Origin of the sequence: Geobacillus sp. YHL (assembly GCF_022341265.1) — a bacterium.
Lineage (GTDB): Bacteria > Bacillota > Bacilli > Bacillales > Anoxybacillaceae > Geobacillus > Geobacillus thermoleovorans.
In genome coordinates, this window is the sequence record NZ_JAEIGB010000008.1 from 34870 (window position 1) to 58074 (window position 23205).

Here is a 23205-nt window from a genome sequence, read left to right on the forward strand (position 1 = left end):
TTAGAAGGGGGATTTTCATGAGAAAATGGAAACTTCGCTTCATGAACTGGCTGTATAAGCTTTTGGCCAAGCTTGGCCTGAAGGCGGATGAAATTTATTATATCGGAGGCAGCGAAGCCCTCCCGCCGCCGCTGACAAAAGAAGAAGAGGAGCAGCTGATTGCCAGGCTCGCCGCCGGTGATGACACGGCAAGATCGCTTTTGATCGAACGCAATTTGCGTCTTGTCGTCTACATTGCGCGCAAGTTTGAAAACACCGGCATTCACATTGAAGATTTGATCAGCATTGGAACGATCGGCCTCATTAAGGCGGTCAACACGTTCAACCCAGAGAAGAAGATCAAGCTGGCGACATACGCGTCGCGCTGCATTGAAAACGAAATTTTAATGTATTTGCGCCGCAACAACAAAGTGCGGGCGGAAGTGTCGTTTGATGAACCGCTCAATATCGACTGGGATGGCAACGAGCTGTTGCTTTCCGACGTGTTGGGAACGGATGACGACGTGATTACGAAAGATTTGGAAGCGGATGTCGACCGGCGCTTGCTCTTAAACGCCTTGCGCCAGCTGAGCGACCGCGAGAAGCAAATTATGGAATTGCGTTTTGGCCTCTCCGGCGGCGAAGAAAAGACGCAAAAAGACGTCGCTGATTTGCTCGGTATTTCGCAATCGTACATATCGCGGCTCGAGAAGCGGATCATTAAACGGTTGCGCAAAGAATTCAATAAAATGATGTAGCGGGCGGCGGGAGCGAAATTCCGCCGCTTTTTCCGCGTCGGACAGGCTGTGCATATTTTTCCCTTCCAAGGAGATACTGAAAACTGACGACTTAGCATCTCCTGATGGGAGGGAACAACTTGACGAGGAACAAAGTCGAGATTTGCGGCGTAGACACTTCGAAGCTTCCCGTCCTCAAAAATGAGGAAATGCGTGAACTGTTTCGACGGATGCATGAGGGGGATTTGGAGGCAAGAGAAAAATTAGTAAACGGCAACTTGCGCCTCGTGTTGAGCGTCATTCAGCGCTTCAACAACCGAGGCGAATTTGTCGATGATTTGTTTCAAGTCGGCTGCATCGGACTTATGAAATCGATTGATAATTTTGACCTCAATCAAAACGTGAAGTTTTCCACTTACGCCGTGCCGATGATCATCGGCGAAATCCGCCGCTATTTGCGCGACAACAACCCGATCCGCGTTTCGCGCTCGCTGCGCGACATCGCCTACAAAGCGTTGCAAGTGCGAGAGCGGCTCATGAGCGAGACGGCGAAAGAACCGTCAACCGAGGAAATTGCCAAAGAACTCGGCGTCGCCCATGAGGAAGTGGTTTTTGCCCTCGATGCCATTCAAGATCCTGTTTCGTTGTTTGAGCCGATTTACAACGACGGCGGCGACCCGATTTATGTGATGGACCAGCTGAGCGATGAGCGCAACCGCGACAGCCAATGGATCGAAGAAATCGCCTTGAAGGAAGGGCTTCGGCGGTTGAATGAGCGGGAAAAAATGATCATCCGCAAACGCTTTTTCCAAGGAAAGACGCAAATGGAAGTGGCCGAGGAAATCGGCATTTCCCAAGCGCAAGTGTCGAGGCTCGAAAAAGCGGCGATCCGGCAAATGAATAAAAACATCCAAGTGTGACAGGCTGCAGGTGCAGCCTTTTTCTTTGGCACATAACTGCACATTTGGCTTCATATAGATGAAAAAGAGGGAGAGAGGAAAGGCGGGGAGAAAAACCGTGATGAGAATTTCCGAATTTCAGACGAAAGATGTCGTCAATGTAGCCAATGGGAAGAAGCTTGGCAATATTGGGGACATTGATATTGATTTAGATACTGGAAAAATCCGCTCACTCATTATTTTAGGCGCCGGAAAGATGCTCGGGCTGTTCGGCCGCGAAGAGGCGGTCGTCATTCCATGGCAGAACATCGTCAAAATCGGAGCCGATGTTATTTTAGTCCGCCTTCATGATTCCGATTAAACGGCTGGTGCAACGATTGGCCCCGTCGCTTGCAACGCGGCAGGACGATGTTGCAGACCTTTCCGCTTTTCGTGGGCAGATCGGCTATGCCGCCAGCGCGGTTTTCGGGCGGCAATAAGGGTTGGACAATTTCTGCGGCAATGTTTCGACAAAATCATAAATAAAGGTTATCATGGACAAACAAACTATGATAAAATAGGAAAAAAAGTGATAAAAAACTACAAAAAACAGCGTGAGGTTGACGCGAATGCCGGACATTTTTCAACAAGAAGCCCGCGGCTGGCTCCGCTGCGGTGCGCCTCCGTTTGCTGGAGCCGTCGCTGGATTGACGACGAAACATGGCGGGGAGAGCAAAGGGCCGTTCGCTTCGCTGAATATGGGGCTGCACGTCGGCGACGATCGCACGGTTGTTGTCGCCAACCGCGGGCGTTTGGCGCAATGGCTCTCATTCCCGCTTGAGCGATGGGTATGTTGTGAACAAGTGCATGGCGCCGACATTCGGAAGGTGACGAAAAACGAACGGGGGAACGGAGCGCAAGATTTCGCCACGGCGGTTCCAGGGGTCGACGGGTTGTATACAGACGAAGCGGAGGTGTTGCTCGCGCTTTGTTTTGCCGATTGTGTGCCCATTTATTTTGTGGCGCCATCTGCTGGGTTAGTCGGCCTTGCTCATGCCGGGTGGCGGGGAACGGCGGGCGGCATCGCTGGTCACATGGTGCGGCTTTGGCAAACGCGCGAACACATCGCGCCGAGCGACATCTATGTTGCCATCGGACCTGCCATCGGTCCGTGCTGTTATACGGTTGACGACCGTGTCGTGGACAGTCTGCGCCCGACGCTTCCTCCGGAAAGCCCGTTGCCATGGCGGGAAACAAGCCCAGGGCAATATGCGCTCGACTTAAAGGAAGCCAATCGGCTTCAGTTGATCGCGGCTGGCGTTCCGAACAGCCATATTTATGTGTCAGAACGCTGTACAAGCTGTGAGGAAGCGTTGTTTTTTTCCCACCGCCGCGACCGCGGAACGACTGGAAGGATGTTGGCGTTTATCGGCCGAAGGGAGGAGACGGCATGACGGTGCGCGACAACTTGGCGGCCATTCGCCAAGAAATCGAGGCGGCCTGCGCTCGCGTCGGCCGCGATCCGGCCGGCGTGCGCATCGTGGCGGTCACTAAATATGTCGATGCCGAGCGGGCGATGGAGGTGCTTGACGCCGGCATTGCCGACCTCGGCGAAAACCGCTCCGACCAATTGATTGAAAAGCATGCACGGATCGGAAATCAAGCGACGTGGCATTTCATTGGGACGCTTCAGTCGCGCAAAGTCAAAGACATTATTGATAAAGTCGATTACATTCATTCACTCGACCGCTTGTCGCTCGCGAAAGAAATTGAAAAACGGGCGGTGCGGCCAGTAAAATGTTTTGTGCAAGTGAACGTGTCGGGGGAAGTGACCAAACACGGGCTCGCCCCCGAAGAAACGATTCCGTTTATTGAACAACTTCGCGCCTTTTCGCGCATCGAAGTCGTCGGATTGATGACGATGGCGCCGCACACGGACGACGAAGCGGTATTGCGCGCTTGCTTTCGCCAATTGCGGATGCTGAAGGAACGCGTTCAGGCGTTGGGAATGGCCCATGCCCCATGCACCGAACTGTCAATGGGCATGTCAAACGATTACACGATCGCCATCGAGGAAGGAGCGACGTTTGTGCGCATAGGCAGCGCGCTTGTTGGATCATTGTAGGAGGTGAAACCGGATGGGATTGATGAAAAAATTCCGTGATTATTTTTTAGAAGAAGACTACGAAGACTATGAAGAAGAATATGAGGCGCCACAGCCGGAAGAAGAGGCGCTGCCGAAGACGGCAGGCAAGGCGAACGTCGTCAGCCTGCAAAGCGTGCAAAAATCGGCGAAAGTCGTGCTTGCTGAGCCGAGGGTGTATGCGGAGGCGCAGGAGATCGCCGACCATTTGAAAAGCCGGCGCGCGGTCATCGTCAACTTGCAGCGCATCCAGCATGAGCAGGCGAAGCGGATCGTCGACTTTTTAAGCGGCACGGTGTACGCCATTGGCGGCGACATTCAGCAAGTCGGCACAAAAATTTTTTTATGCACCCCGGAAAACGTCGACGTCAGCGGCTCGATTTCGCTCGACGGCGAGGATGACAGACCGATGAAGAGGTGGTAGCTGTTGGATTATGTACTCACGTTTTTGACGACAGTGATTCAAGTGTACTCGTATGCGCTGATCATTTATATTTTAATGTCATGGTTTCCCAATGCGCGCGAAACGCGGTTCGGACAGATGTTGGCCGCTATTTGCGAGCCGTATTTGGAGCCGTTTCGGCGGGTCATTCCGCCGCTTGGCATCATTGACGTCTCCCCAATCGTCGCGTTTATCGTTCTTGAATTCGCGACGAGAGGGCTTCACGCCCTGTTCGACATTCTTCAGTCGCAGTTTTAACTTCGTTTTGCGCGCACGGCGCCGCCGCTCTCCGTCCGGCAGGCAAAAAGGCGGAAGGGCGAAACTCGCAGAGAGGAATCCGTTGTGGGTTCCTTTCTTCCATGAAAGCAAGGTGACGTCGAGTGGAGCTGTATCAGCATTTTCGCAAAGAGGAACATCCGTTCATTGATCAAGTGCTCGAGTGGAAGGAGATGGTGAGCCGTCAGTACGCTCCGAAGCTGACCGATTTTCTCGATCCGCGCGAGCAGCAAATCGTGCAAAGCATCACGGGCGGCGATGGAGACGTGCGCGTGTTTTTTTTCGGAGGCGCCCCGTTTGTCGAGCGGAAGCGGGCGTTTCTCGCTCCGCCGTATATCGACCCTGAGGAAGAGGATTATGGCATTGTGCTGTTTGCCGTCCGCTATCCGGCGAAATTCGTTTCCCTTGAACATCGCGACGTGTTGGGGGCGCTGATGTCGCTTGGCTTGCGGCGCGGCAAGTTTGGCGATATTCTCGTTCGGGATGGGGAAATTCAGTTTTTTGTTGCTGCTGAGGTCGCCGACTACGTCCGCTTGCATGTCGAAACGATCGGCAAAGCTCCGGTTGCGCTTGAGCCGCTTCCGTTGTCGGCAGCCATGCCGCTTGCCGAAACGTGGGAGGAAGGAACGGTCACGGTGTCTTCTCTAAGGCTCGATGCTGTGCTCGCTCAGGCGTTTCGCCTTGCGCGCGAGAAAGCGCGTGCGCTTGTTGAAAGCGGGCTTGTCAAAGTCAACTGGAAGGTGGTGGACAAGCCGGATTTCCTCTGCGGACCGGGCGATGTCCTGTCGGCGCGCGGTTTTGGCCGCTGCAAGCTGTTTTCGGTGGAAGGGCCGACGAAAAAAGAGCGCTGGCTCGTTCAGATCGGCCGACAAAAATAAGCAAATGACGGCAGGAAATCGGCAAACCGTGTCGAATGAAAGTGAAGAAAAGGAATGATGGAGACGGAGGTGGCCGTTGTGCCGTTGACGCCATTGGATATTCACAACAAGGAATTCAGCCGCGGGTTTCGCGGGTACGATGAAGACGAAGTGAACGAGTTTCTCGATCAAGTCATTAAAGACTATGAAATGCTCATCCGTGAAAAAAAGCAGCTGGAAGAAAAAGTGGCCGAACTGACGGAAAAGCTGAACTACTTTGCGAACATTGAAGAGACGCTCAATAAGTCGATTCTTGTTGCTCAAGAAGCAGCGGAAGAAGTGAAGCGGAATGCGCAAAAAGAGGCGAAGCTGATCATTAAAGAGGCGGAAAAAAACGCCGAGCGCATCATCAGCGATGCATTGGCGAAATCGCGGAAAATCGCCCTCGAGATCGAGGAGCTGAAGCGGCAGTCGAAAGTGTTCCGCGCCCGTTTCCGCATGCTTGTCGAGGCGCAGCTTGATATGATCAACAGCCGCGATTGGGACGAGTTGATGGAGTATGAGGCGCCGGATTTGGAAGAAGGGGCGAGAGAACCGCTGTCACAGCCTTGACGAACCGAAGACGTTTCGGTTATAATAATTGGCAAAAATCGCCGCATCAGCCGCCGTGGGAGGCGGTTGGCTTTTTTCAGGATGAATAGCGAAATAGCCATCGACGATGAAAGGGACAGTAGCTCTTGTACGACCGGTCGCAGCGAGCCGGGGATGGTGGAAGCCTGGCATCGGCGCAAGAGTGAACATCACCCTGGAGTTCCATGCCGAACATCAAGTAGGCCATGGCGCGTCATTCCCGTTACGAATGAAAAGTGGGCTGTGCGTCGTTTGCATGGCCAAGAAGGGTGGTACCGCGAGACCGTTCTCGTCCCTTGCCGGGGGAGAACGGTTTTTTTATTTGGAATCTATCGTTCGAAGGAGGAGCAAGGATGGATTACAAAGAAACGCTGCTTATGCCGCAAACCGAGTTCCCGATGCGCGGCAACTTGCCGAAGCGGGAGCCGGAAATGCAAAAAAAATGGGAGGAAATGGACATTTACCGGAAAGTGCAGGAGCGGACGAAAGGACGGCCGCTGTTTGTTCTGCATGACGGCCCGCCGTATGCCAACGGCGACATTCATATGGGCCATGCGCTGAACAAAATTTTAAAAGATATCATCGTCCGCTACAAATCGATGAACGGCTATTGCGCGCCGTACGTGCCGGGCTGGGATACGCACGGACTGCCGATCGAAACGGCGCTCGCGAAGCAAGGCGTCGACCGCAAATCGATGAGCGTCGCCGAGTTCCGCAAGCGGTGCGAGCAATATGCGTATGAACAAATCGACAACCAGCGCCGGCAGTTCAAGCGGCTCGGTGTGCGCGGCGACTGGGACAACCCGTACATTACGCTCAAACCGGAGTACGAAGCCCAGCAAATTAAAGTGTTTGGCGAAATGGCGAAAAAAGGGCTCATCTACAAAGGGTTGAAGCCGGTCTATTGGTCCCCGTCAAGCGAATCGGCGCTCGCCGAAGCGGAAATCGAATATAAAGACAAGCGTTCGCCGTCGATTTATGTCGCCTTCCCGGTGAAAGACGGCAAAGGCGTGCTTGAGGGCGATGAGCGAATCGTCATTTGGACGACGACGCCGTGGACGATTCCGGCGAACTTGGCGATCGCGGTTCATCCGGATTTGGATTACCATGTTGTCGATGTCAGCGGAAAACGGTATGTCGTCGCTGCCGCTTTGGCGGAATCGGTGGCGAAAGAAATCGGTTGGGACGCATGGTCGGTCGTCAAAACGGTCAAAGGAAAAGAGCTTGAATACGTCGTGGCGAGACATCCGTTTTATGAGCGCGACTCGCTTGTTGTGTGCGGCGAACACGTCACGACCGACGCCGGCACGGGCTGCGTCCATACGGCGCCGGGCCACGGGGAAGACGACTTTCTCGTTGGGCAAAAATATGGGCTTCCGGTCCTTTGTCCGGTTGATGAACGCGGCTACATGACCGAGGAAGCGCCGGGATTTGCCGGGATGTTTTACGAAGACGCCAACAAGGCGATTACACAGAAGCTTGAGGAAGTCGGCGCTTTGTTGAAGCTTGGGTTTATCACCCACTCGTATCCGCACGACTGGCGGACAAAGCAGCCGACGATTTTCCGGGCGACAACGCAATGGTTTGCATCGATCGATAAAATCCGCAACGAGCTGCTTCAAGCGATTAAGGAAACGAAATGGATTCCGGAGTGGGGGGAAATCCGCATCCACAACATGGTGCGCGACCGCGGCGACTGGTGCATTTCCCGCCAACGCGCCTGGGGGGTGCCGATTCCGGTCTTTTACGGCGAAAACGGTGAACCGATCATCACCGATGAGACGATTGAGCATGTGTCGAACCTGTTCCGCCAATACGGGTCGAACGTCTGGTTTGAACGCGAGGCGAAAGACTTGCTGCCGGAAGGATTCACCCATCCGTCGAGCCCGAACGGCATCTTTACGAAAGAAACGGACATTATGGATGTCTGGTTTGACTCCGGTTCGTCGCACCAAGCCGTGTTGGTCGAACGCGACGATCTCGTGCGTCCGGCTGATTTGTACTTGGAAGGCTCCGACCAATACCGCGGCTGGTTCAACTCATCGCTGTCCACCGCCGTTGCCGTCACCGGCAAAGCGCCGTATAAAGGCGTGTTGAGCCACGGCTTTGTCTTGGACGGCGAAGGGCGGAAAATGAGCAAGTCGCTCGGCAACGTCGTCGTGCCGGCGAAAGTGATGGAACAGTTTGGCGCCGACATTTTGCGGCTTTGGGTCTCGTCAGTCGACTACCAAGCGGACGTGCGCATCTCCGATCATATTTTAAAACAAGTGTCCGAAGTGTACCGGAAAATCCGCAACACGTTCCGGTTTATGCTCGGCAACTTGTTCGATTTTGACCCGAACCAAAACGCCGTGCCGATTGGGGAGCTTGGCGAAGTCGACCGCTATATGCTGGCGAAGTTGAACAAGCTGATCGCCAAAGTGAAAAAGGCCTATGACCGCTACGATTTCGCCGCGGTTTACCATGAGATGAACCATTTCTGCACCGTCGAGCTGAGCGCGTTTTACTTGGATATGGCGAAAGACATTTTATACATCGAAGCGGCCGACTCACGCGCCCGCCGCGCCGTGCAGACGGTGCTCTATGAAACGGTCGTCGCGTTGGCGAAGCTCATCGCGCCGATTTTGCCGCATACCGCCGATGAAGTGTGGGAGCATATCCCGAACCGAAAAGAAAACGTCGAAAGCGTCCAGCTCACCGATATGCCGGAGCCGATCGCGATCGACGGCGAAGAAGCGCTGCTGGCGAAATGGGATGCGTTTATGGACGTGCGCGATGATATATTAAAAGCGCTCGAGAACGCCCGCAATGAAAAAGTGATCGGCAAATCGCTGACCGCGAGTGTCACGATCTATCCGAAAGACGAGGCGCGGAAGCTGTTGGCGTCGCTGGACGCTGATTTGCGCCAGCTTCTCATCGTTTCCGCCTTTTCGATCGCCGATGAGCCGTATGACGCCGCGCCGGCCGAAGCCGAGCGGCTCGACCACGTGGCCGTCCTCGTCCGCCCGGCGGAAGGCGAGACGTGCGAGCGGTGCTGGACGGTGACTCCAGCTGTCGGACAAGATCCGTCCCACCCGACGCTTTGCCCGCGCTGCGCACATATCGTGAATGAACATTATTCAGCGTAACGAAAAGCGGCAGGCTGCCTTGGGGCGGCCTTGCCGCTTCATTTGTTTGCCATGGCGAATTATGCTACAATGCAAAAAGGATGAATGAGAAGGACAGGGGGACTTGGCACGGTGGCATACTATTGGATTGCGGCGGCGGTCGTCATCCTCGATCAATGGACGAAATGGCTTGTCGTCCGCTATATGCGGCTTGGGGAAAGCATCCCGGTCATTGACAATGTACTCTATATTACGTCGCACCGCAATCGCGGCGCGGCGTGGGGCATGCTGGAAGGGCAGTTTTGGCTCTTTTATTTGATTACGGTTATTGTCGTGGCGGCGATCGTGATCTACATCCGCCGCCTGAAGCCTTCTGAACGCCTGGCGGGCGTAGGGCTTGGGCTGATGCTCGGCGGGGCGATTGGCAATTTTCTCGACCGCGTCTTTCGCAAGGAAGTGGTTGATTTCATCCACGCGTACATCGGCACGTACAGTTTTCCGGTGTTCAACGTGGCTGACTCGGCGCTGACGGTCGGCGTCATCTTGCTGTTTGTCCATATGTTTTTTTTCGCGACACCAGAGAAAGGGAATGAGTAGATGGACACGATCACATTTCACATTGAAGACGAATATGACGGCGAACGAATTGATAAAGTGATCGCGGCGTTAAATGAGGAATGGTCGCGTTCACAAGTGCAGCAATGGATCAAAAACGGGCTTGTGACCGTGAACGGCCAAACGGTGAAGGCGAACTACAAATGCGAGGCGGGCGACTCGGTCGCCGTCTCACCGCCGGAGCCGGAGCCGCTTCATGTCGAGCCGGAGCCGATTCCGCTGGACATTTATTATGAGGATGAGGATGTCCTTGTCGTCAACAAACCGCGCGGCATGGTCGTCCATCCGGCGCCCGGGCATATGCGCGGCACGCTTGTCAACGCGCTTCTCGCCCATTGCCGCGACCTGTCTGGGATCAACGGCGTGCTTCGCCCCGGCATCGTCCATCGGATTGACAAAGACACATCAGGACTATTGATGGTGGCGAAAAACGACGCCGCCCACCGCTCGCTCGTTGAGCAGCTTGTGAACAAAACGGTGACGCGCCGCTACAAGGCGATCGTCCACGGCGTCATTCCACACGATTACGGGACGATCGACGCGCCGATCGGCCGCGACAAGCGCGATCGAAAGAAAATGGCCGTCACCGAGGAAAACGGCAAGGAAGCCGTCACCCATTTCCGCGTGCTCGAGCGGTTTCGCCATTATACGTATGTGGAGTGCCAGCTGGAAACGGGGCGGACGCACCAAATTCGCGTCCATATGAAATACATCGGCTATCCGCTCGCTGGCGACCCGCAATACGGGCCGAAAAAAACGCTCGCCATCGACGGCCAGGCGCTTCACGCCGGGGTGCTCGGCTTCCGTCATCCGAGAAGCGGCGAGTATTTGGAATTCGAAGCGCCGTTGCCGCCGGAGTTTGCTGAGCTGCTTGACTGGCTGCGAAAAAACGATTGACAAACGAACACGCCCCCTTTACAATGAAAACAGGTGAACAGGAACCTTTAAGTTCAGTCCTGTGAGGCTGAAAAGGGGTCGGAATGACAAAGAAGGGCGATGTATGCCCATCTTGTTTGGCGATAAGCGCGCCATCCCCCGCTTCACAGGCGGGGGGTTTTTTGTGCAAACGGAGGTGGCTTGGATGCAAAAGGCGGTCGTGATGGACGAACAGGCGATTCGCCGCGCTTTGACGCGCATCGCCCACGAAATCATCGAACGAAACAAAGGCATTGACGGCTGCGTGCTTGTCGGAATTAAAACGCGCGGCATTTACTTGGCGCGCCGCTTGGCGGAGCGGATCGAGCAAATTGAAGGGGCGTCCGTTCCCGTCGGTGAGCTTGACATCACCTTGTACCGCGACGATTTGACCGTGAAGACGGACGACCATGAACCGCTTGTGAAAGGAACGAATGTGCCGTTTCCGGTGACCGAGCGGAATGTCATTTTAGTTGATGACGTGCTCTTCACCGGCCGGACGGTGCGGGCGGCGATGGATGCGGTCATGGATTTGGGCCGCCCGGCGCGCATCCAGCTCGCCGTGCTTGTTGACCGCGGCCACAGGGAACTCCCGATCCGCGCTGATTTCGTCGGCAAAAACGTGCCGACCTCTCGTTCGGAACTGATCGTCGTGGAGCTTTCGGAAGTGGACGGCATCGATCAAGTCTCCATTCATGAAAAATAGCGAAGCACCCTTTTAAGCGCAGTCCCGTGAGGCTGCAAAAGGGGCGGAATCGTTTCGGCTGTTTCTGCACCCTCTTTGCGTCTTCGCGGGCAAAGAGGGATTTTTTTGTGCACACTAGAAAGCAAGCCTCGCTCATTTGATCAAAGGAGTGACGAAAGATGAACAAACCGGTGTTGGACATTCAAGACCGCCCGACTGTTGGGCAATGGATCACCTTAAGCCTTCAGCATTTATTCGCCATGTTCGGGGCGACGATTTTAGTGCCGTACTTAGTCGGCTTAGATCCGTCGATCGCCTTGCTGACAAGCGGGCTTGGAACATTGGCGTTTTTGCTCATTACGAAATGGCAAGTGCCGGCGTATCTTGGCTCGTCGTTCGCCTACATTGCGCCGATCATCGCGGCGAAAACGGCTGGCGGCCCGGGAGCGGCCATGATCGGCAGCTTCCTCGCCGGATTGGTGTACGGGGTTGTCGCCCTCATCATTAAAAAAGCCGGCTACCGCTGGGTGATGAAACTGTTGCCGCCGGTTGTGGTCGGCCCGGTCATCATCGTCATCGGCCTCGGCTTGGCCGGGACGGCGGTCGGGATGGCGATGAACGGCCCGGACGGCAAATACAGCTTGCTCCATTTCTCGGTGGCGCTCGTGACGCTCGCGGCCACGATCGTCTGCTCCGTGCTCGCGCGCGGCATGTTGAGCTTGATTCCGGTGCTTGTCGGCATTGTCGTCGGCTATCTCTACGCGTTGGCGGTCGGGCTCGTCGATTTGTCGAAAGTGGCGGCGGCGAAATGGTTCGAATGGCCGGATTTCTTGATCCCGTTTGCCGATTATCCGGTGCGCGTCACATGGGAGATCGTGATGCTCATGGTGCCGGTGGCGATCGTCACCTTGTCCGAGCATATCGGCCACCAGCTCGTCTTAAGCAAAGTCGTCGGCCGCGACCTCATTCAAAAACCGGGGCTGCACCGCTCGATTTTAGGGGACGGAACGGCGACGATGATCTCCGCCTTGCTTGGCGGTCCGCCGAAAACGACGTACGGGGAAAACATCGGTGTGCTGGCGATCACCCGCGTCTACAGTGTCTACGTGCTGGCCGGCGCGGCGGTCATCGCGATCGCTTTCGGCTTCGTCGGCAAAATCACGGCGCTGATCAGCTCGATTCCGACGCCGGTCATGGGCGGTGTGTCGATCTTGCTGTTTGGCATCATCGCCTCGTCCGGACTGCGCATGTTGATCGACAGCCGCGTCGATTTCGGCCAGACGCGCAATTTAGTCATCGCCTCGGTCATCTTGGTCATCGGCATCGGCGGAGCGGTGCTGAAAATCAGCGACAGCTTCCAAATTACCGGGATGGCGCTCTCGGCCATTGTCGGCGTCCTCCTCAACTTGATTTTGCCGGGGCGTCCGCAAGCCGCGGAAAACCTATTTGAAGAAAACCAGAGCGACCATGTCGCCTAATAGGAGAAAGCACCTTTTAATTAAGTCCCGCGAGGCTTAAAAAGGTGTGAAAACAGGCGCATCCAGGGCCGGAGTGCACCTTCTTCGGCTCTGCCATGCGCCGATCGTCACACCTTGCCTGGCCGGCAAGGTGTTTTTTTTCGCGAAAAAACGAAAAGGAGCGAGACCGATGACCCATCTTTTCGCATTAAGTGAACTGCCGCTTGATGAAATCCACCGTTTGCTCGATGAAGCGGAAGCGTTCCGCAGCGGGCGCATCTGGCGCCCGGCGGCGCCGATGTACGTCGCCAACTTGTTTTTCGAACCGAGCACGCGCACGAAATGCAGCTTCGAGATGGCGGAACGGAAGCTTGGGCTTCATGTCATTCCATTTGACCCGGAACGCTCGAGCGTGCAAAAAGGGGAGACGCTGTACGATACCGTACGGACGCTTGAGGCGATCGGCGTCGATGCGGTTGTCATCCGCCATCACGAAGATGCGTATTTCGAAGCGCTCCGCCATGCGGTCGGCATTCCGATCATCAACGCCGGTGACGGCTGCGGGCACCATCCGACCCAGTCGCTCTTGGATTTATTGACGATCCGCCAAGAGTTTGGCGCCTTCACTGGCTTGACGGTGGCGATCATCGGCGACATCCGTCATAGCCGCGTCGCCCGCTCCAATGCGGAAGTGTTGACAAGGCTGGGGGCAAACGTCCTGTTTTCCGGACCGGCGGAGTGGAAAGATGAAACGAATCCGTACGGGACGTACGTCGAAGTCGACGAGGCCATCGCCCGCGCCGATGTCGTGATGCTTTTGCGCATCCAACATGAACGCCATGCGGAAACGATGGGGCTGACAAAAGAAGAGTACCATGCGCGGTACGGGCTGACGCTTGAGCGGGCGCGGCGGATGAAATCGGGCGCCATCATCTTGCACCCGGCGCCGGTCAACCGCGGGGTCGAAATCGCAAGCGAACTTGTCGAAGCGAAGGCATCGCGCATTTTTAAACAAATGGAAAACGGCGTCTACGTCCGGATGGCTGTCTTAAAACGGGCAATGGAAGGGAGAATGGAGCATGGGCGTATGGCTGAAAAATGGCATGTCGTTCAATAAAGATGGGGAATTGATGCGGACACATATCAAAATCGAACACGGAACCATTGCAGCGATCCTCTATGAACAGCCGCTGGAAGCGAATGAGGAGGACGTTATCGACGTTGGCGGCCGTCTCATCGTTCCTGGCCTGATCGACTTGCACGTTCATTTGCGCGAACCGGGCGGCGAAGCGAAAGAAACGATTGAAACGGGCACGCTCGCCGCGGCGAAAGGCGGATTTACGACGGTTGCTGCCATGCCGAACACGAACCCAGCGCCGGATCGGAAAGAGCAGATGGAATGGCTGCAAGCCCGCATCCGCGAAACGGCGCGCGTCAACGTGCTTCTGTACGCGGCGATCACGATTGGGCAAAAAGGGGAGGAGCTGACCGATTTTGCGGCGCTAAAAGAAGCAGGGGCGTTCGCCTTTACCGATGACGGCGTCGGCGTCCAGTCGGCCGGGATGATGTTTGAAGCGATGAAACAGGCGGCGGCGCTCGATATGGCGATCGTTGCCCATTGCGAGGACGACACGCTGACAAACGGCGGAGCGGTGCATGACGGCGAGTTCGCCCGGCGCTATGGACTTCGCGGCATTCCATCCGTCTGCGAGGCGGTGCACATCGCCCGCGACGTCTTGCTTGCCGAGGCAGCCGGATGCCATTATCACGTCTGCCATATCAGCACGAAAGAATCGGTGCGCGTCGTCCGCGACGCGAAGCGGGCCGGCATCCGCGTCACTGCCGAAGTGACGCCGCACCATCTGCTCTTGTGCGATGAAGACATTCCGGGGCTTGATGCGAACTACAAAATGAACCCGCCGCTGCGCAGCCGAGAGGACCGTGACGCATTAATTGAAGGACTGCTCGACGGCACGATCGACTTTATCGCCACCGACCACGCGCCGCATACAGCCGCGGAAAAAGCGAAAGGCATCGAGGCGGCGCCGTTTGGCATCGTTGGGCTCGAAACGGCGTTTCCGCTCTTATATACCCATTTCGTCAAAACAGGCGTGTTTACATTAAAGCAGCTTGTCGATTGGCTGACGATCAAGCCGGCGCAATGTTTTGGCCTCAAGGCCGGGCGGCTTGCCGTCGGGGCGCCGGCGGATATTGCGGTCATTGATTTGGAAACAGAAGAAGCGATTGATCCCGAGACGTTCGCGTCCAAAGGGAAAAATACGCCGTTTGCCAGCTGGGTGTGCCAAGGCTGGCCGGTGATGACGTTCGTTGGCGGAACACTCGTATGGGAGAAAGGAAGGGCGTAAAGATGAAACGGCAGCTGATTTTAGAAGATGGTTCGTTTTTTGTCGGCGAAGCGTTTGGCAGCTTGAAAGAGACGACCGGGGAAGTCGTCTTTAACACTGGGATGACTGGATATCAAGAAATTTTGACCGATCCATCGTATTGCGGGCAAATCGTGACGATGACATATCCATTGATCGGCAACTACGGCATCAACCGCGACGACTTTGAAGCGATCCGCTCGCATGTGCACGGGTTCATCGTCAAAGAAGCGTGCGTGAAGCCGTCCAACTGGCGCGGAGAACTGACGTTGGACGAGTATTTGAAAGAAAAAGGCATCCCTGGCCTTTCCGGCATCGACACGCGCAAACTGACGCGCCTTATCCGCCAATACGGAACGTTAAAAGGGATGATCTGTGGGCTAGATGTCGATCCGACGGAAGCAGCAGCCAAGCTGCGGGCGATGGAGTGGCCGCGCGACCAAGTGCGGCGCGTCTCAACGAAAAGCGCCTACCCGAGCCCGGGGCGCGGTGAGCGCATCGTCTTGATTGATTTCGGGATGAAACACGGCATTTTGCGCGAACTGAACAAGCGAAATTGCGATGTGATCGTCTTGCCGTACAACGCCACCGCTGAAGAGGTGCTCGGCTGGCATCCGGATGGGGTCATGCTTTCCAATGGACCGGGCGACCCGAAAGACGTGCCGGAAGCGATCGAGATGATCCGCGGGATTCTCGGCAAAGTGCCGCTCTTTGGCATCTGCCTCGGCCATCAGCTGTTCGCGTTGGCGTGCGGCGGGAATACGGAGAAAATGAAATTCGGCCATCGCGGCTCGAACCATCCGGTCAAAGACTTGCGCACCGGCAAAGTCGCCATCACGTCGCAAAACCATGGCTATACCGTCACGCACGAGTCGCTTTCTGGCACCCGGCTTGAGGTGACGCATATCGCCTTAAATGACGGCACGGTCGAAGGGCTGCGCCATCTCGATTTCCCGGCGTTTACGGTGCAATACCATCCGGAAGCGTCGCCGGGGCCAGAAGATGCCAATCCGCTGTTTGACGAGTTTTTGGCGCTCATCCGCCAGTTCAACAAGAAAGGAGAAGTCATCCATGCCTAAGCGCCGCGACATTGAAACGATTTTAGTCATCGGCTCGGGGCCGATCGTCATCGGCCAGGCGGCCGAGTTCGACTACGCAGGGACGCAAGCGTGCTTAGCCCTAAAAGAAGAAGGATACAAAGTCATTCTGGTGAACTCAAACCCGGCGACGATCATGACCGATACGGAAATCGCCGATAAAGTCTATATGGAGCCGCTGACGCTCGATTTTGTCGCCCGCATCATCCGCAAAGAGCGGCCGGACGCGATTTTGCCGACGCTTGGCGGCCAAACGGGCCTCAACTTGGCGGTTGAGCTCGCCAAGGCCGGCGTGCTTGAAGAGTGCGGCGTGGAAATTCTCGGCACGAAGCTCGAGGCGATCGAAAAGGCGGAAGACCGCGAACAGTTCCGCGCCCTCATGAACGAGCTTGGCGAGCCGGTGCCGGAAAGCGCGATTATTCACAGCCTGGAAGAGGCGTATGCGTTTGTCGAACAAATCGGCTATCCGGTCATCGTCCGCCCCGCGTTCACGCTCGGCGGCACGGGCGGCGGCATTTGCACGAACGAAGAAGAGCTTGTCGAGATTGTGTCAACTGGCTTGAAGATGAGCCCGGTGCACCAATGCTTGCTCGAGCGGAGCATCGCCGGCTACAAGGAGATTGAATACGAAGTGATGCGCGACGCCAACGACAACGCGATCGTCGTCTGCAACATGGAAAACATCGACCCGGTCGGCATTCATACGGGTGATTCGATCGTCGTCGCCCCGAGCCAGACGTTAAGCGACCGCGAATATCAGCTTTTGCGGAACGCGTCCTTGAAAATCATCCGCGCCCTTGGCATCGAAGGCGGCTGCAACGTCCAGCTCGCGCTCGACCCGGACAGCTTCCGCTATTACGTCATTGAAGTGAACCCGCGCGTCAGCCGCTCGTCGGCGCTGGCGTCAAAAGCGACGGGGTATCCGATCGCGAAACTGGCGGCGAAAATCGCCGTCGGGCTGACGCTTGACGAAATGATCAACCCGGTCACCGGGAAAACGTACGCCTGCTTCGAGCCGGCGCTCGACTATGTGGTGACGAAAATTCCGCGCTTTCCGTTTGACAAATTTGAATCGGCGAACCGCCGGTTGGGCACGCAAATGAAAGCGACCGGCGAAGTGATGGCGATCGGCCGGACGTTCGAAGAATCACTGTTAAAAGCCGTTCGTTCGCTCGAGATCGGGGTGCATCATCTGGAATTGAACGAGGCGAAAACGGCCGCCGACGACGTGATGGAAAAACGGATCCGCAAGGCGGGCGATGAACGGCTCTTTTACATCGCCGAGGCGCTCCGCCGCGGGGTGACGGTGGAGACGCTGCATGAATGGAGCCAAATCGACCGCTTTTTCCTGCATAAGATTCAAAACATTATTGAGATGGAAACGGTCTTGAAAAACCACCCGGGCGACCTTGACGTGTTAAAAAAAGCGAAGGGGCTCGGCTTCTCCGATGCGGCGATAGCGGCGTTATGGAACAAAACGGAGCGCGACATTTACGCGCTGCGCCGCCAACGAGGCATCATGCCGGTGTACAAAATGGTCGATACGTGCGCAGCCGAATTCACGTCGGAAACGCCGTACTACTACAGCACGTACGAGGAAGAAAACGAATCGATCGTGACGGAAAAACCGAGCGTCATCGTGCTTGGCTCCGGCCCGATCCGCATCGGCCAAGGGATCGAATTTGACTATGCGACCGTCCATTGCGTCTGGGCCATTAAGCAGGCCGGCTATGAGGCGATCATCATCAACAACAACCCGGAAACGGTCTCGACCGACTTCAGCACGTCGGACAAACTGTATTTCGAGCCGCTGACGGCCGAAGACGTGATGCATGTCATCGACCTCGAGCAGCCGATCGGCGTCATCGTCCAATTCGGCGGTCAGACGGCCATCAACTTGGCGGCGGAACTCGAGGCGCGCGGCGTCCGCTTGCTTGGGACAACGCTTGAGGATTTGGACCGCGCCGAAGACCGCGACAAATTTGAACAGGCGCTCTCGGAACTCGGCATTCCCAAACCGGCCGGCAAAACCGCCGTTTCGGTCGAAGAAGCGGTCGCCATCGCCGAAGAAATCGGCTACCCGGTGCTCGTCCGTCCTTCGTACGTGCTCGGCGGCCGGGCGATGGAAATCGTGTACAATCGCGGCGAGCTGCTTCATTACATGGAACACGCCGTGCGCGTCAATCCACAGCACCCAGTGCTTGTCGACCGCTACATCACTGGCAAGGAAGTCGAAGTCGATGCCATCGCCGACGGCGAGACGGTCGTCATCCCCGGGATCATGGAACATATCGAGCGGGCCGGCGTCCATTCCGGCGATTCGATTGCCGTCTACCCGCCCCAGACATTAAGCGCGGAAGTGATCGACAAGATCGCGGATTACACGATCCGACTGGCGCGCGGGCTGCATATTGTCGGGCTGTTGAACATTCAGTTTGTCGTCTCGGGAAGCGATGTCTACGTCTTGGAAGTGAACCCGCGCTCAAGCCGCACGGTGCCGTTTTTAAGCAAAATCACCGGCGTGCCGATGGCGAATCTCGCCACGAAAGCCATTTTAGGGACGAAGCTCGCCGAGATGGGCTATGAGACGGGCGTCTGCCCGGTGCGCCCTGGCGTGTACGTGAAAGTGCCGGTGTTCTCGTTTGCGAAATTGCGCAACGTCGACATTTCGCTCGGCCCGGAAATGAAATCGACCGGCGAAGTGATCGGCAAGGACGTGACGTTTGAAAAAGCGCTCTATAAGGGGCTTGTCGCCTCGGGCATCCATATCCAGCCGCATGGGGCGGTGCTGTTGACGGTGGCCGACAAAGACAAAGAAGAAGCGGTCGAGCTGGCGCGCCGCTTTGCCGACATCGGCTACCAGCTGTTGGCGACGAACGGCACGGCGGAAACGTTGAAAGCGGCCGGCATTCCGGTGACGGTCGTCAATAAAATCCACTCGGCGTCACCGAACATTTTGGATGTCATCCGCCAAGGGAGGGCGCAAGTCGTCATCAATACGCTGACGAAAGGAAAGCAGCCGGAAAGCGACGGCTTCCGCATCCGCCGCGAAGCGGTCGAAAACGGCATCCCGTGCTTGACGTCGCTCGATACGGCCCGGGCGATGCTGCAAGTGCTCGAATCGATGACGTTTTCAACGACGGCGATGACGGAAGGGCTGGTGCGGTCATGATCGGCCGCGAACGAATGACGGTCGCAAGCCAGCGGTTGATCGCCGAGCGGACGTATGAATTGACGCTTTCAGGCCGCCTCGTGCAAGAGATGCGCCAACCGGGCCAGTTCGTTCATGTGAAAGTGGCCGCATCCGCCGATCCGCTCCTGCGCCGCCCGCTCAGCCTTTGCCATATCGACCACAAGCAGGGGCAATGCACGATCATTTACCGCCAGGAAGGGAAAGGCACGGCGCTGTTGGCGCAAAAACAGCCGGGCGACACGGTCGATGTGCTCGGCCCGCTCGGCAACGGCTTTCCGCTCGAGGCCGCGCCGGCGGGCAGCCGGGCGCTGCTAGTCGGCGGCGGCATCGGCGTCCCGCCGCTCTATGAACTGGCGAAACAGCTCACAAAGCGCGGCGTCAAAGTGGTGAGCGTGCTCGGGTTTCAAACGAAAGCGGCGGTCTTTTACGAAGAGGAATTTGCCGCGTTCGGCGAGACGCATGTCGCGACCGATGACGGCTCGCACGGAACGGCCGGGCGCGTCACCGATGTGATCGAAGCGCGCTCGCTCGAGTTTGACGTCTTGTACGCCTGCGGTCCGAAGCCGATGCTTCGGGCGCTTGCGGAACGGTTTCCGAACCGGCCGGTGTACTTGTCGCTCGAGGAGCGGATGGGCTGCGGCGTCGGGGCGTGTTTCGCCTGCGTCTGCCATGTGCCAGGGAGCGAGACGGCGTATAAAAAAGTATGCAGCGACGGCCCGGTGTTTCGGGCCGGGGAGGTGGTGCTATGAACCGGCTTGCGGTCGAACTGCCGGGTCTTTCGCTCAAAAACCCGATCATGCCGGCGTCCGGCTGTTTTGGATTTGGCCGCGAGTACGCCCGGTTTTACGATTTAAGCGTGTTAGGCGCCATTATGATCAAGGCGACGACAAAAGAGCCGCGCTTTGGCAACCCGACACCAAGGGTGGCAGAAACGCCGGGCGGGATGTTAAACGCCATCGGCCTGCAAAACCCCGGCCTTGACAAAGTGCTCGAAGAAGAACTGCCGTGGCTTGAACAGTTTGACGTACCGATCATCGCCAACATCGCTGGCTCGACGGTGGAAGAGTACGTCGAGGTAGCCGAAGCGATTTCCAAAGCGCCCAATGTCCATGCGTTAGAGCTCAACATTTCCTGCCCAAACGTGAAAAAAGGCGGGATTGCGTTCGGCACCGTGCCGGACGTGGCCGCGGAACTGACGCGGCTTGTCAAAGAAGTGTCCGCCGTGCCGGTTTACGTGAAGCTGTCTCCGAACGTCACCGACATCGTCGCGATGGCGAAGGCCATTGAACAAGCGGGCGCCGATGGCTTGACGATGATCAACACGCTCGTTGGCATGCGCATCGACGTGAAAACAGGCCGGCCGATTTTGGCCAACGGCACCGGGGGCTTATCCGGCCCGGCGGTCAAACCAATCGCCATTCGCATGATTTATGAAGTGAGCCAGGCGGTGTCGATTCCGATCATCGGCATGGGCGGCATTCAAACGGCGGAAGACGTGCTCGAGTTTTTCTACGCCGGCGCGAGCGCGGTTGCGGTCGGCACGGCCAACTTCGTCGATCCGTTCGTCTGCCCGACGATCATCGCCGACCTGCCGGCGCTGTTGGACGACCTCGGGATCGGCCACATTTCCGAATGCATAGGAAGGAGCTGGAAGACCGGTGCACACGCCGTTCATTGTCGCGCTTGATTTCCCATCAAAACAAGAGGTGGAGCGGTTTTTGCGGCCGTTTGCCGGAACGCCGCTGTTCGTCAAAGTCGGCATGGAGCTGTACTATCAGGAAGGTCCAGCCATCGTCGCGTTTCTCAAAGAACAAGGACATGCCGTCTTTTTAGACTTAAAACTGCACGACATTCCGAATACGGTGAAACAGGCGATGAAAGGGCTCGCCCGTGTCGGCGCCGATTTGGTGAACGTCCACGCCGCCGGCGGCCGGCGCATGATGGAAGCGGCGATCGAGGGGCTTGACGCCGGCACGCCAAGCGGAAGAATGCGGCCGCGCTGCATCGCTGTCACCCAGCTGACAAGCACGGACGAGCGAATGCTTCATGAGGAGCTGTGGATTTCCCGCCCGCTTGTGGAAACAGTCGCCCATTACGCCGCCTTGGCGAAAGAAAGCGGCCTTGACGGCGTCGTCTGTTCAGCGAACGAAGCGCCGCTCATCAAAGAACGGTGCGGCGCCTCGTTCCTTGCCGTCACCCCGGGTATCCGCTTTGCTGATGATGCGGCGCACGACCAAGTGCGCGTCGTCACCCCAAGGAAAGCGCGTGCGCTTGGTTCTGACTACATCGTCATCGGCCGCAGCCTCACCCGCGCCGCCGATCCGCTCAGGACGTATGCCCGCCTGCAGCACGAATGGAACGGAGGAGAGAGAGAATGAAACACGACATCGCCGCCAAATTGCTTGAAATCGGGGCGGTCGCCCTGCAGCCGAACGAACCGTTTACCTGGTCCTCGGGCTTGAAATCGCCGATTTATTGCGACAACCGCCTGACGCTCGCTTACCCCGGCGTGCGCCGCCTGATCGCCGACGGCCTCGCCGAACTCATCCGCACCCATTTCCCTAAAGCGGACCTCATCGCCGGCACGGCGACCGCCGGCATCCCGCACGCCGCCTGGGTGAGCGAGCGGCTTGAGCTGCCGATGTGCTACGTCCGCAGCCAGGCGAAAGCACACGGCAAAGGAAAACAAATCGAAGGCCAAGCCGAACCGGGCCAGCGCGTCGTCGTCATCGAAGACTTGATCTCGACGGGCGGCAGCTCGCTTGCGGCCGTCCGCGCCTTGAAAGAGGCAGGCTGCGAGGTGCTGGGCGTCGCCGCCATTTTCACATACGGGCTCGAAAAAGCGAAACAGGCGTTTGCCGCAGAGAATTTGCCTGCCTACACGCTTACGGACTACAACACCCTCATCGAAACGGCCGTCCGCCTTGGCGCCGTCAGCGAACACGATCTGGCGACATTGCGGCAATGGCGGGAGAATCCGGAGGAGTGGGGGAGCTAAAAGAGGAAAAGAGGAGCGCGGACCAAAGGATGGTTCGCGCTTTTGTCATGGACGAAGCGGGGAGATGACTCACTCGCCATCGGCGTCATTCCATGGGGAAAAACGGAGTGCGACAGCGTCTAATGTCGTCAATATTTCGTGGGTTTTCTGAACATGAGCAAGTTTCGCTCACCACCAAGCATGAACATAACCATTCGTGGATGGTTATGTTCACAGAAAAAACGGGTGGCTTGGCATTCAAATAAAATGATCATTTACAGCATTTCGCTTAGTGGTCACGATCATCATCACAAGCAACCATTCGCATTCTCCATTTCACCTACAAATATTTTACTCACACCTGCGGATTTCCCTGCTGGCAATCAAGATTGGAACCGTGCCGCCGTTTCGATTCAACCTTCCAAGCCAATTGATAAAATCGACATATCCGCTGTCTTCCGCGGCAATTACACGGGAACGGTATGGTTTGACGCGATCCGGCTCATGGAAGGAAACGTGGTGACGAAAAACAAATACGATGCCAGCGGAAATGATGTCACGGAAGAAGTGGATGAAGAAGGCTATGTGGCGAAAAAGAATTATGATGCCGTAGGAAACTTGTTAAGCGAGTACGATAAGAAAGGAAACAAGAAAGAGTACACGTATGATTTATCGAATCGCTTAAAACAGCTGTTGTTAGCAAATGGTACGTCCGTCAACTATGGGTATGACGCGAATGACAATATGACTTCAAAAGTCATTCGAACCAGCGACGGCCAGTCTCAAACATTTACCTATTCTTATGATGCGACCGGTAAACTCGTGAAAACCGT

General features: G+C 56.5%; 22 protein-coding genes and 1 other annotated feature. All 22 genes read left to right on the forward strand.

From position 1 onward, the window contains the following. Positions 1 to 17 precede the first annotated feature (17 nt). The 22 genes from sigE (at position 18) to pyrE (ending at position 22393) form a co-directional block, all read left to right on the forward strand. Entirely contained in the window at positions 18 to 737 is a 720-nt protein-coding gene (gene sigE, locus JCR24_RS09250; RefSeq protein WP_011230627.1) for an RNA polymerase sporulation sigma factor SigE, read from the forward strand. A 119-nt stretch (positions 738 to 856) separates the two neighbouring features. Then, positions 857 to 1636, forward strand: a complete 780-nt coding sequence (gene sigG / locus JCR24_RS09255) for an RNA polymerase sporulation sigma factor SigG (RefSeq protein WP_011230628.1) — start codon at positions 857 to 859, stop codon at positions 1634 to 1636. Positions 1637 to 1733: 97 nt separating this feature from the next. After that, positions 1734 to 1976 carry a YlmC/YmxH family sporulation protein gene (locus JCR24_RS09260; protein WP_025039063.1) on the forward strand — a complete coding sequence of 81 codons (243 nt, stop codon included), beginning with the start codon at positions 1734 to 1736 and terminating at the stop codon, positions 1974 to 1976. 247 nt (positions 1977 to 2223) lie between these two features. Next, positions 2224 to 3048, forward strand: coding sequence for a peptidoglycan editing factor PgeF (pgeF, locus tag JCR24_RS09265; RefSeq protein WP_011230630.1), 825 nt, complete (start codon positions 2224 to 2226; stop codon positions 3046 to 3048). Next, positions 3045 to 3719 carry a YggS family pyridoxal phosphate-dependent enzyme gene (locus JCR24_RS09270; protein ID WP_238980499.1) on the forward strand — a complete coding sequence of 225 codons (675 nt, stop codon included), beginning with the start codon at positions 3045 to 3047 and terminating at the stop codon, positions 3717 to 3719. Before pgeF ends, JCR24_RS09270 begins: the two co-directional genes overlap by 4 nt. 13 nt (positions 3720 to 3732) lie before the next feature. Continuing rightward, on the forward strand, positions 3733 to 4161 hold the full coding sequence (locus JCR24_RS09275; protein ID WP_011230632.1) for a cell division protein SepF: 429 nt from the start codon (positions 3733 to 3735) through the stop codon (positions 4159 to 4161). A 3-nt stretch (positions 4162 to 4164) separates the two neighbouring features. Then, a complete protein-coding gene (locus JCR24_RS09280) occupies positions 4165 to 4437 on the forward strand; it encodes a YggT family protein (protein WP_011230633.1) in 273 nt (90 codons plus the stop codon). Between the two features lie 122 nt (positions 4438 to 4559). Further along, the gene (locus tag JCR24_RS09285) at positions 4560 to 5333 is read left to right on the forward strand and encodes a YlmH family RNA-binding protein (RefSeq protein ID WP_013145833.1); all 774 of its coding nucleotides are present in this window, start codon (positions 4560 to 4562) and stop codon (positions 5331 to 5333) included. A 78-nt stretch (positions 5334 to 5411) separates the two neighbouring features. Beyond that, entirely contained in the window at positions 5412 to 5924 is a 513-nt protein-coding gene (locus JCR24_RS09290; protein ID WP_011230635.1) for a DivIVA domain-containing protein, read from the forward strand. A 97-nt stretch (positions 5925 to 6021) separates the two neighbouring features. Continuing rightward, positions 6022 to 6242: a binding site (T-box leader), on the forward strand. A gap of 53 nt (positions 6243 to 6295) precedes the next feature. After that, complete coding sequence (gene ileS / locus JCR24_RS09295) at positions 6296 to 9070, forward strand: isoleucine--tRNA ligase (protein WP_238980500.1); 2775 nt, start codon at positions 6296 to 6298, stop codon at positions 9068 to 9070. Positions 9071 to 9154: 84 nt separating this feature from the next. Further along, positions 9155 to 9646, forward strand: a complete 492-nt coding sequence (lspA, locus tag JCR24_RS09300) for a signal peptidase II (RefSeq protein WP_081712604.1) — start codon at positions 9155 to 9157, stop codon at positions 9644 to 9646. Continuing rightward, the gene (locus JCR24_RS09305; RefSeq protein WP_011230646.1) at positions 9647 to 10561 is read left to right on the forward strand and encodes an RluA family pseudouridine synthase; all 915 of its coding nucleotides are present in this window, start codon (positions 9647 to 9649) and stop codon (positions 10559 to 10561) included. Between the two features lie 184 nt (positions 10562 to 10745). Next, the gene (pyrR, locus tag JCR24_RS09310) at positions 10746 to 11285 is read left to right on the forward strand and encodes a bifunctional pyr operon transcriptional regulator/uracil phosphoribosyltransferase PyrR (RefSeq protein WP_011230647.1); all 540 of its coding nucleotides are present in this window, start codon (positions 10746 to 10748) and stop codon (positions 11283 to 11285) included. Between the two features lie 158 nt (positions 11286 to 11443). Continuing rightward, positions 11444 to 12742 (forward strand): solute carrier family 23 protein, encoded by a 1299-nt coding sequence (locus tag JCR24_RS09315; protein ID WP_011230648.1) that lies wholly within the window; start codon positions 11444 to 11446, stop codon positions 12740 to 12742. 169 nt (positions 12743 to 12911) lie between these two features. Then, a complete protein-coding gene (locus JCR24_RS09320; protein WP_011230649.1) occupies positions 12912 to 13838 on the forward strand; it encodes an aspartate carbamoyltransferase catalytic subunit in 927 nt (308 codons plus the stop codon). Next, complete coding sequence (locus JCR24_RS09325) at positions 13801 to 15087, forward strand: dihydroorotase (protein ID WP_238980501.1); 1287 nt, start codon at positions 13801 to 13803, stop codon at positions 15085 to 15087. Before JCR24_RS09320 ends, JCR24_RS09325 begins: the two co-directional genes overlap by 38 nt. Positions 15088 to 15089: 2 nt before the next feature. Continuing rightward, complete coding sequence (locus JCR24_RS09330; RefSeq protein ID WP_238980502.1) at positions 15090 to 16184, forward strand: carbamoyl phosphate synthase small subunit; 1095 nt, start codon at positions 15090 to 15092, stop codon at positions 16182 to 16184. Further along, entirely contained in the window at positions 16177 to 19374 is a 3198-nt protein-coding gene (gene carB, locus JCR24_RS09335; protein WP_023633996.1) for a carbamoyl-phosphate synthase large subunit, read from the forward strand. The genes JCR24_RS09330 and carB overlap by 8 nt, the downstream gene beginning before the upstream one ends. Further along, positions 19371 to 20144 (forward strand): dihydroorotate dehydrogenase electron transfer subunit, encoded by a 774-nt coding sequence (locus tag JCR24_RS09340; RefSeq protein ID WP_014195402.1) that lies wholly within the window; start codon positions 19371 to 19373, stop codon positions 20142 to 20144. The genes carB and JCR24_RS09340 overlap by 4 nt, the downstream gene beginning before the upstream one ends. Beyond that, on the forward strand, positions 20141 to 21082 hold the full coding sequence (locus JCR24_RS09345) for a dihydroorotate dehydrogenase (protein WP_013523351.1): 942 nt from the start codon (positions 20141 to 20143) through the stop codon (positions 21080 to 21082). The genes JCR24_RS09340 and JCR24_RS09345 overlap by 4 nt, the downstream gene beginning before the upstream one ends. After that, the gene (gene pyrF / locus JCR24_RS09350; RefSeq protein ID WP_062898518.1) at positions 21054 to 21773 is read left to right on the forward strand and encodes an orotidine-5'-phosphate decarboxylase; all 720 of its coding nucleotides are present in this window, start codon (positions 21054 to 21056) and stop codon (positions 21771 to 21773) included. Before JCR24_RS09345 ends, pyrF begins: the two co-directional genes overlap by 29 nt. Beyond that, a complete protein-coding gene (pyrE, locus tag JCR24_RS09355) occupies positions 21770 to 22393 on the forward strand; it encodes an orotate phosphoribosyltransferase (RefSeq protein WP_020278157.1) in 624 nt (207 codons plus the stop codon). Before pyrF ends, pyrE begins: the two co-directional genes overlap by 4 nt. The last annotated feature ends 812 nt before the right edge of the window (positions 22394 to 23205 follow it).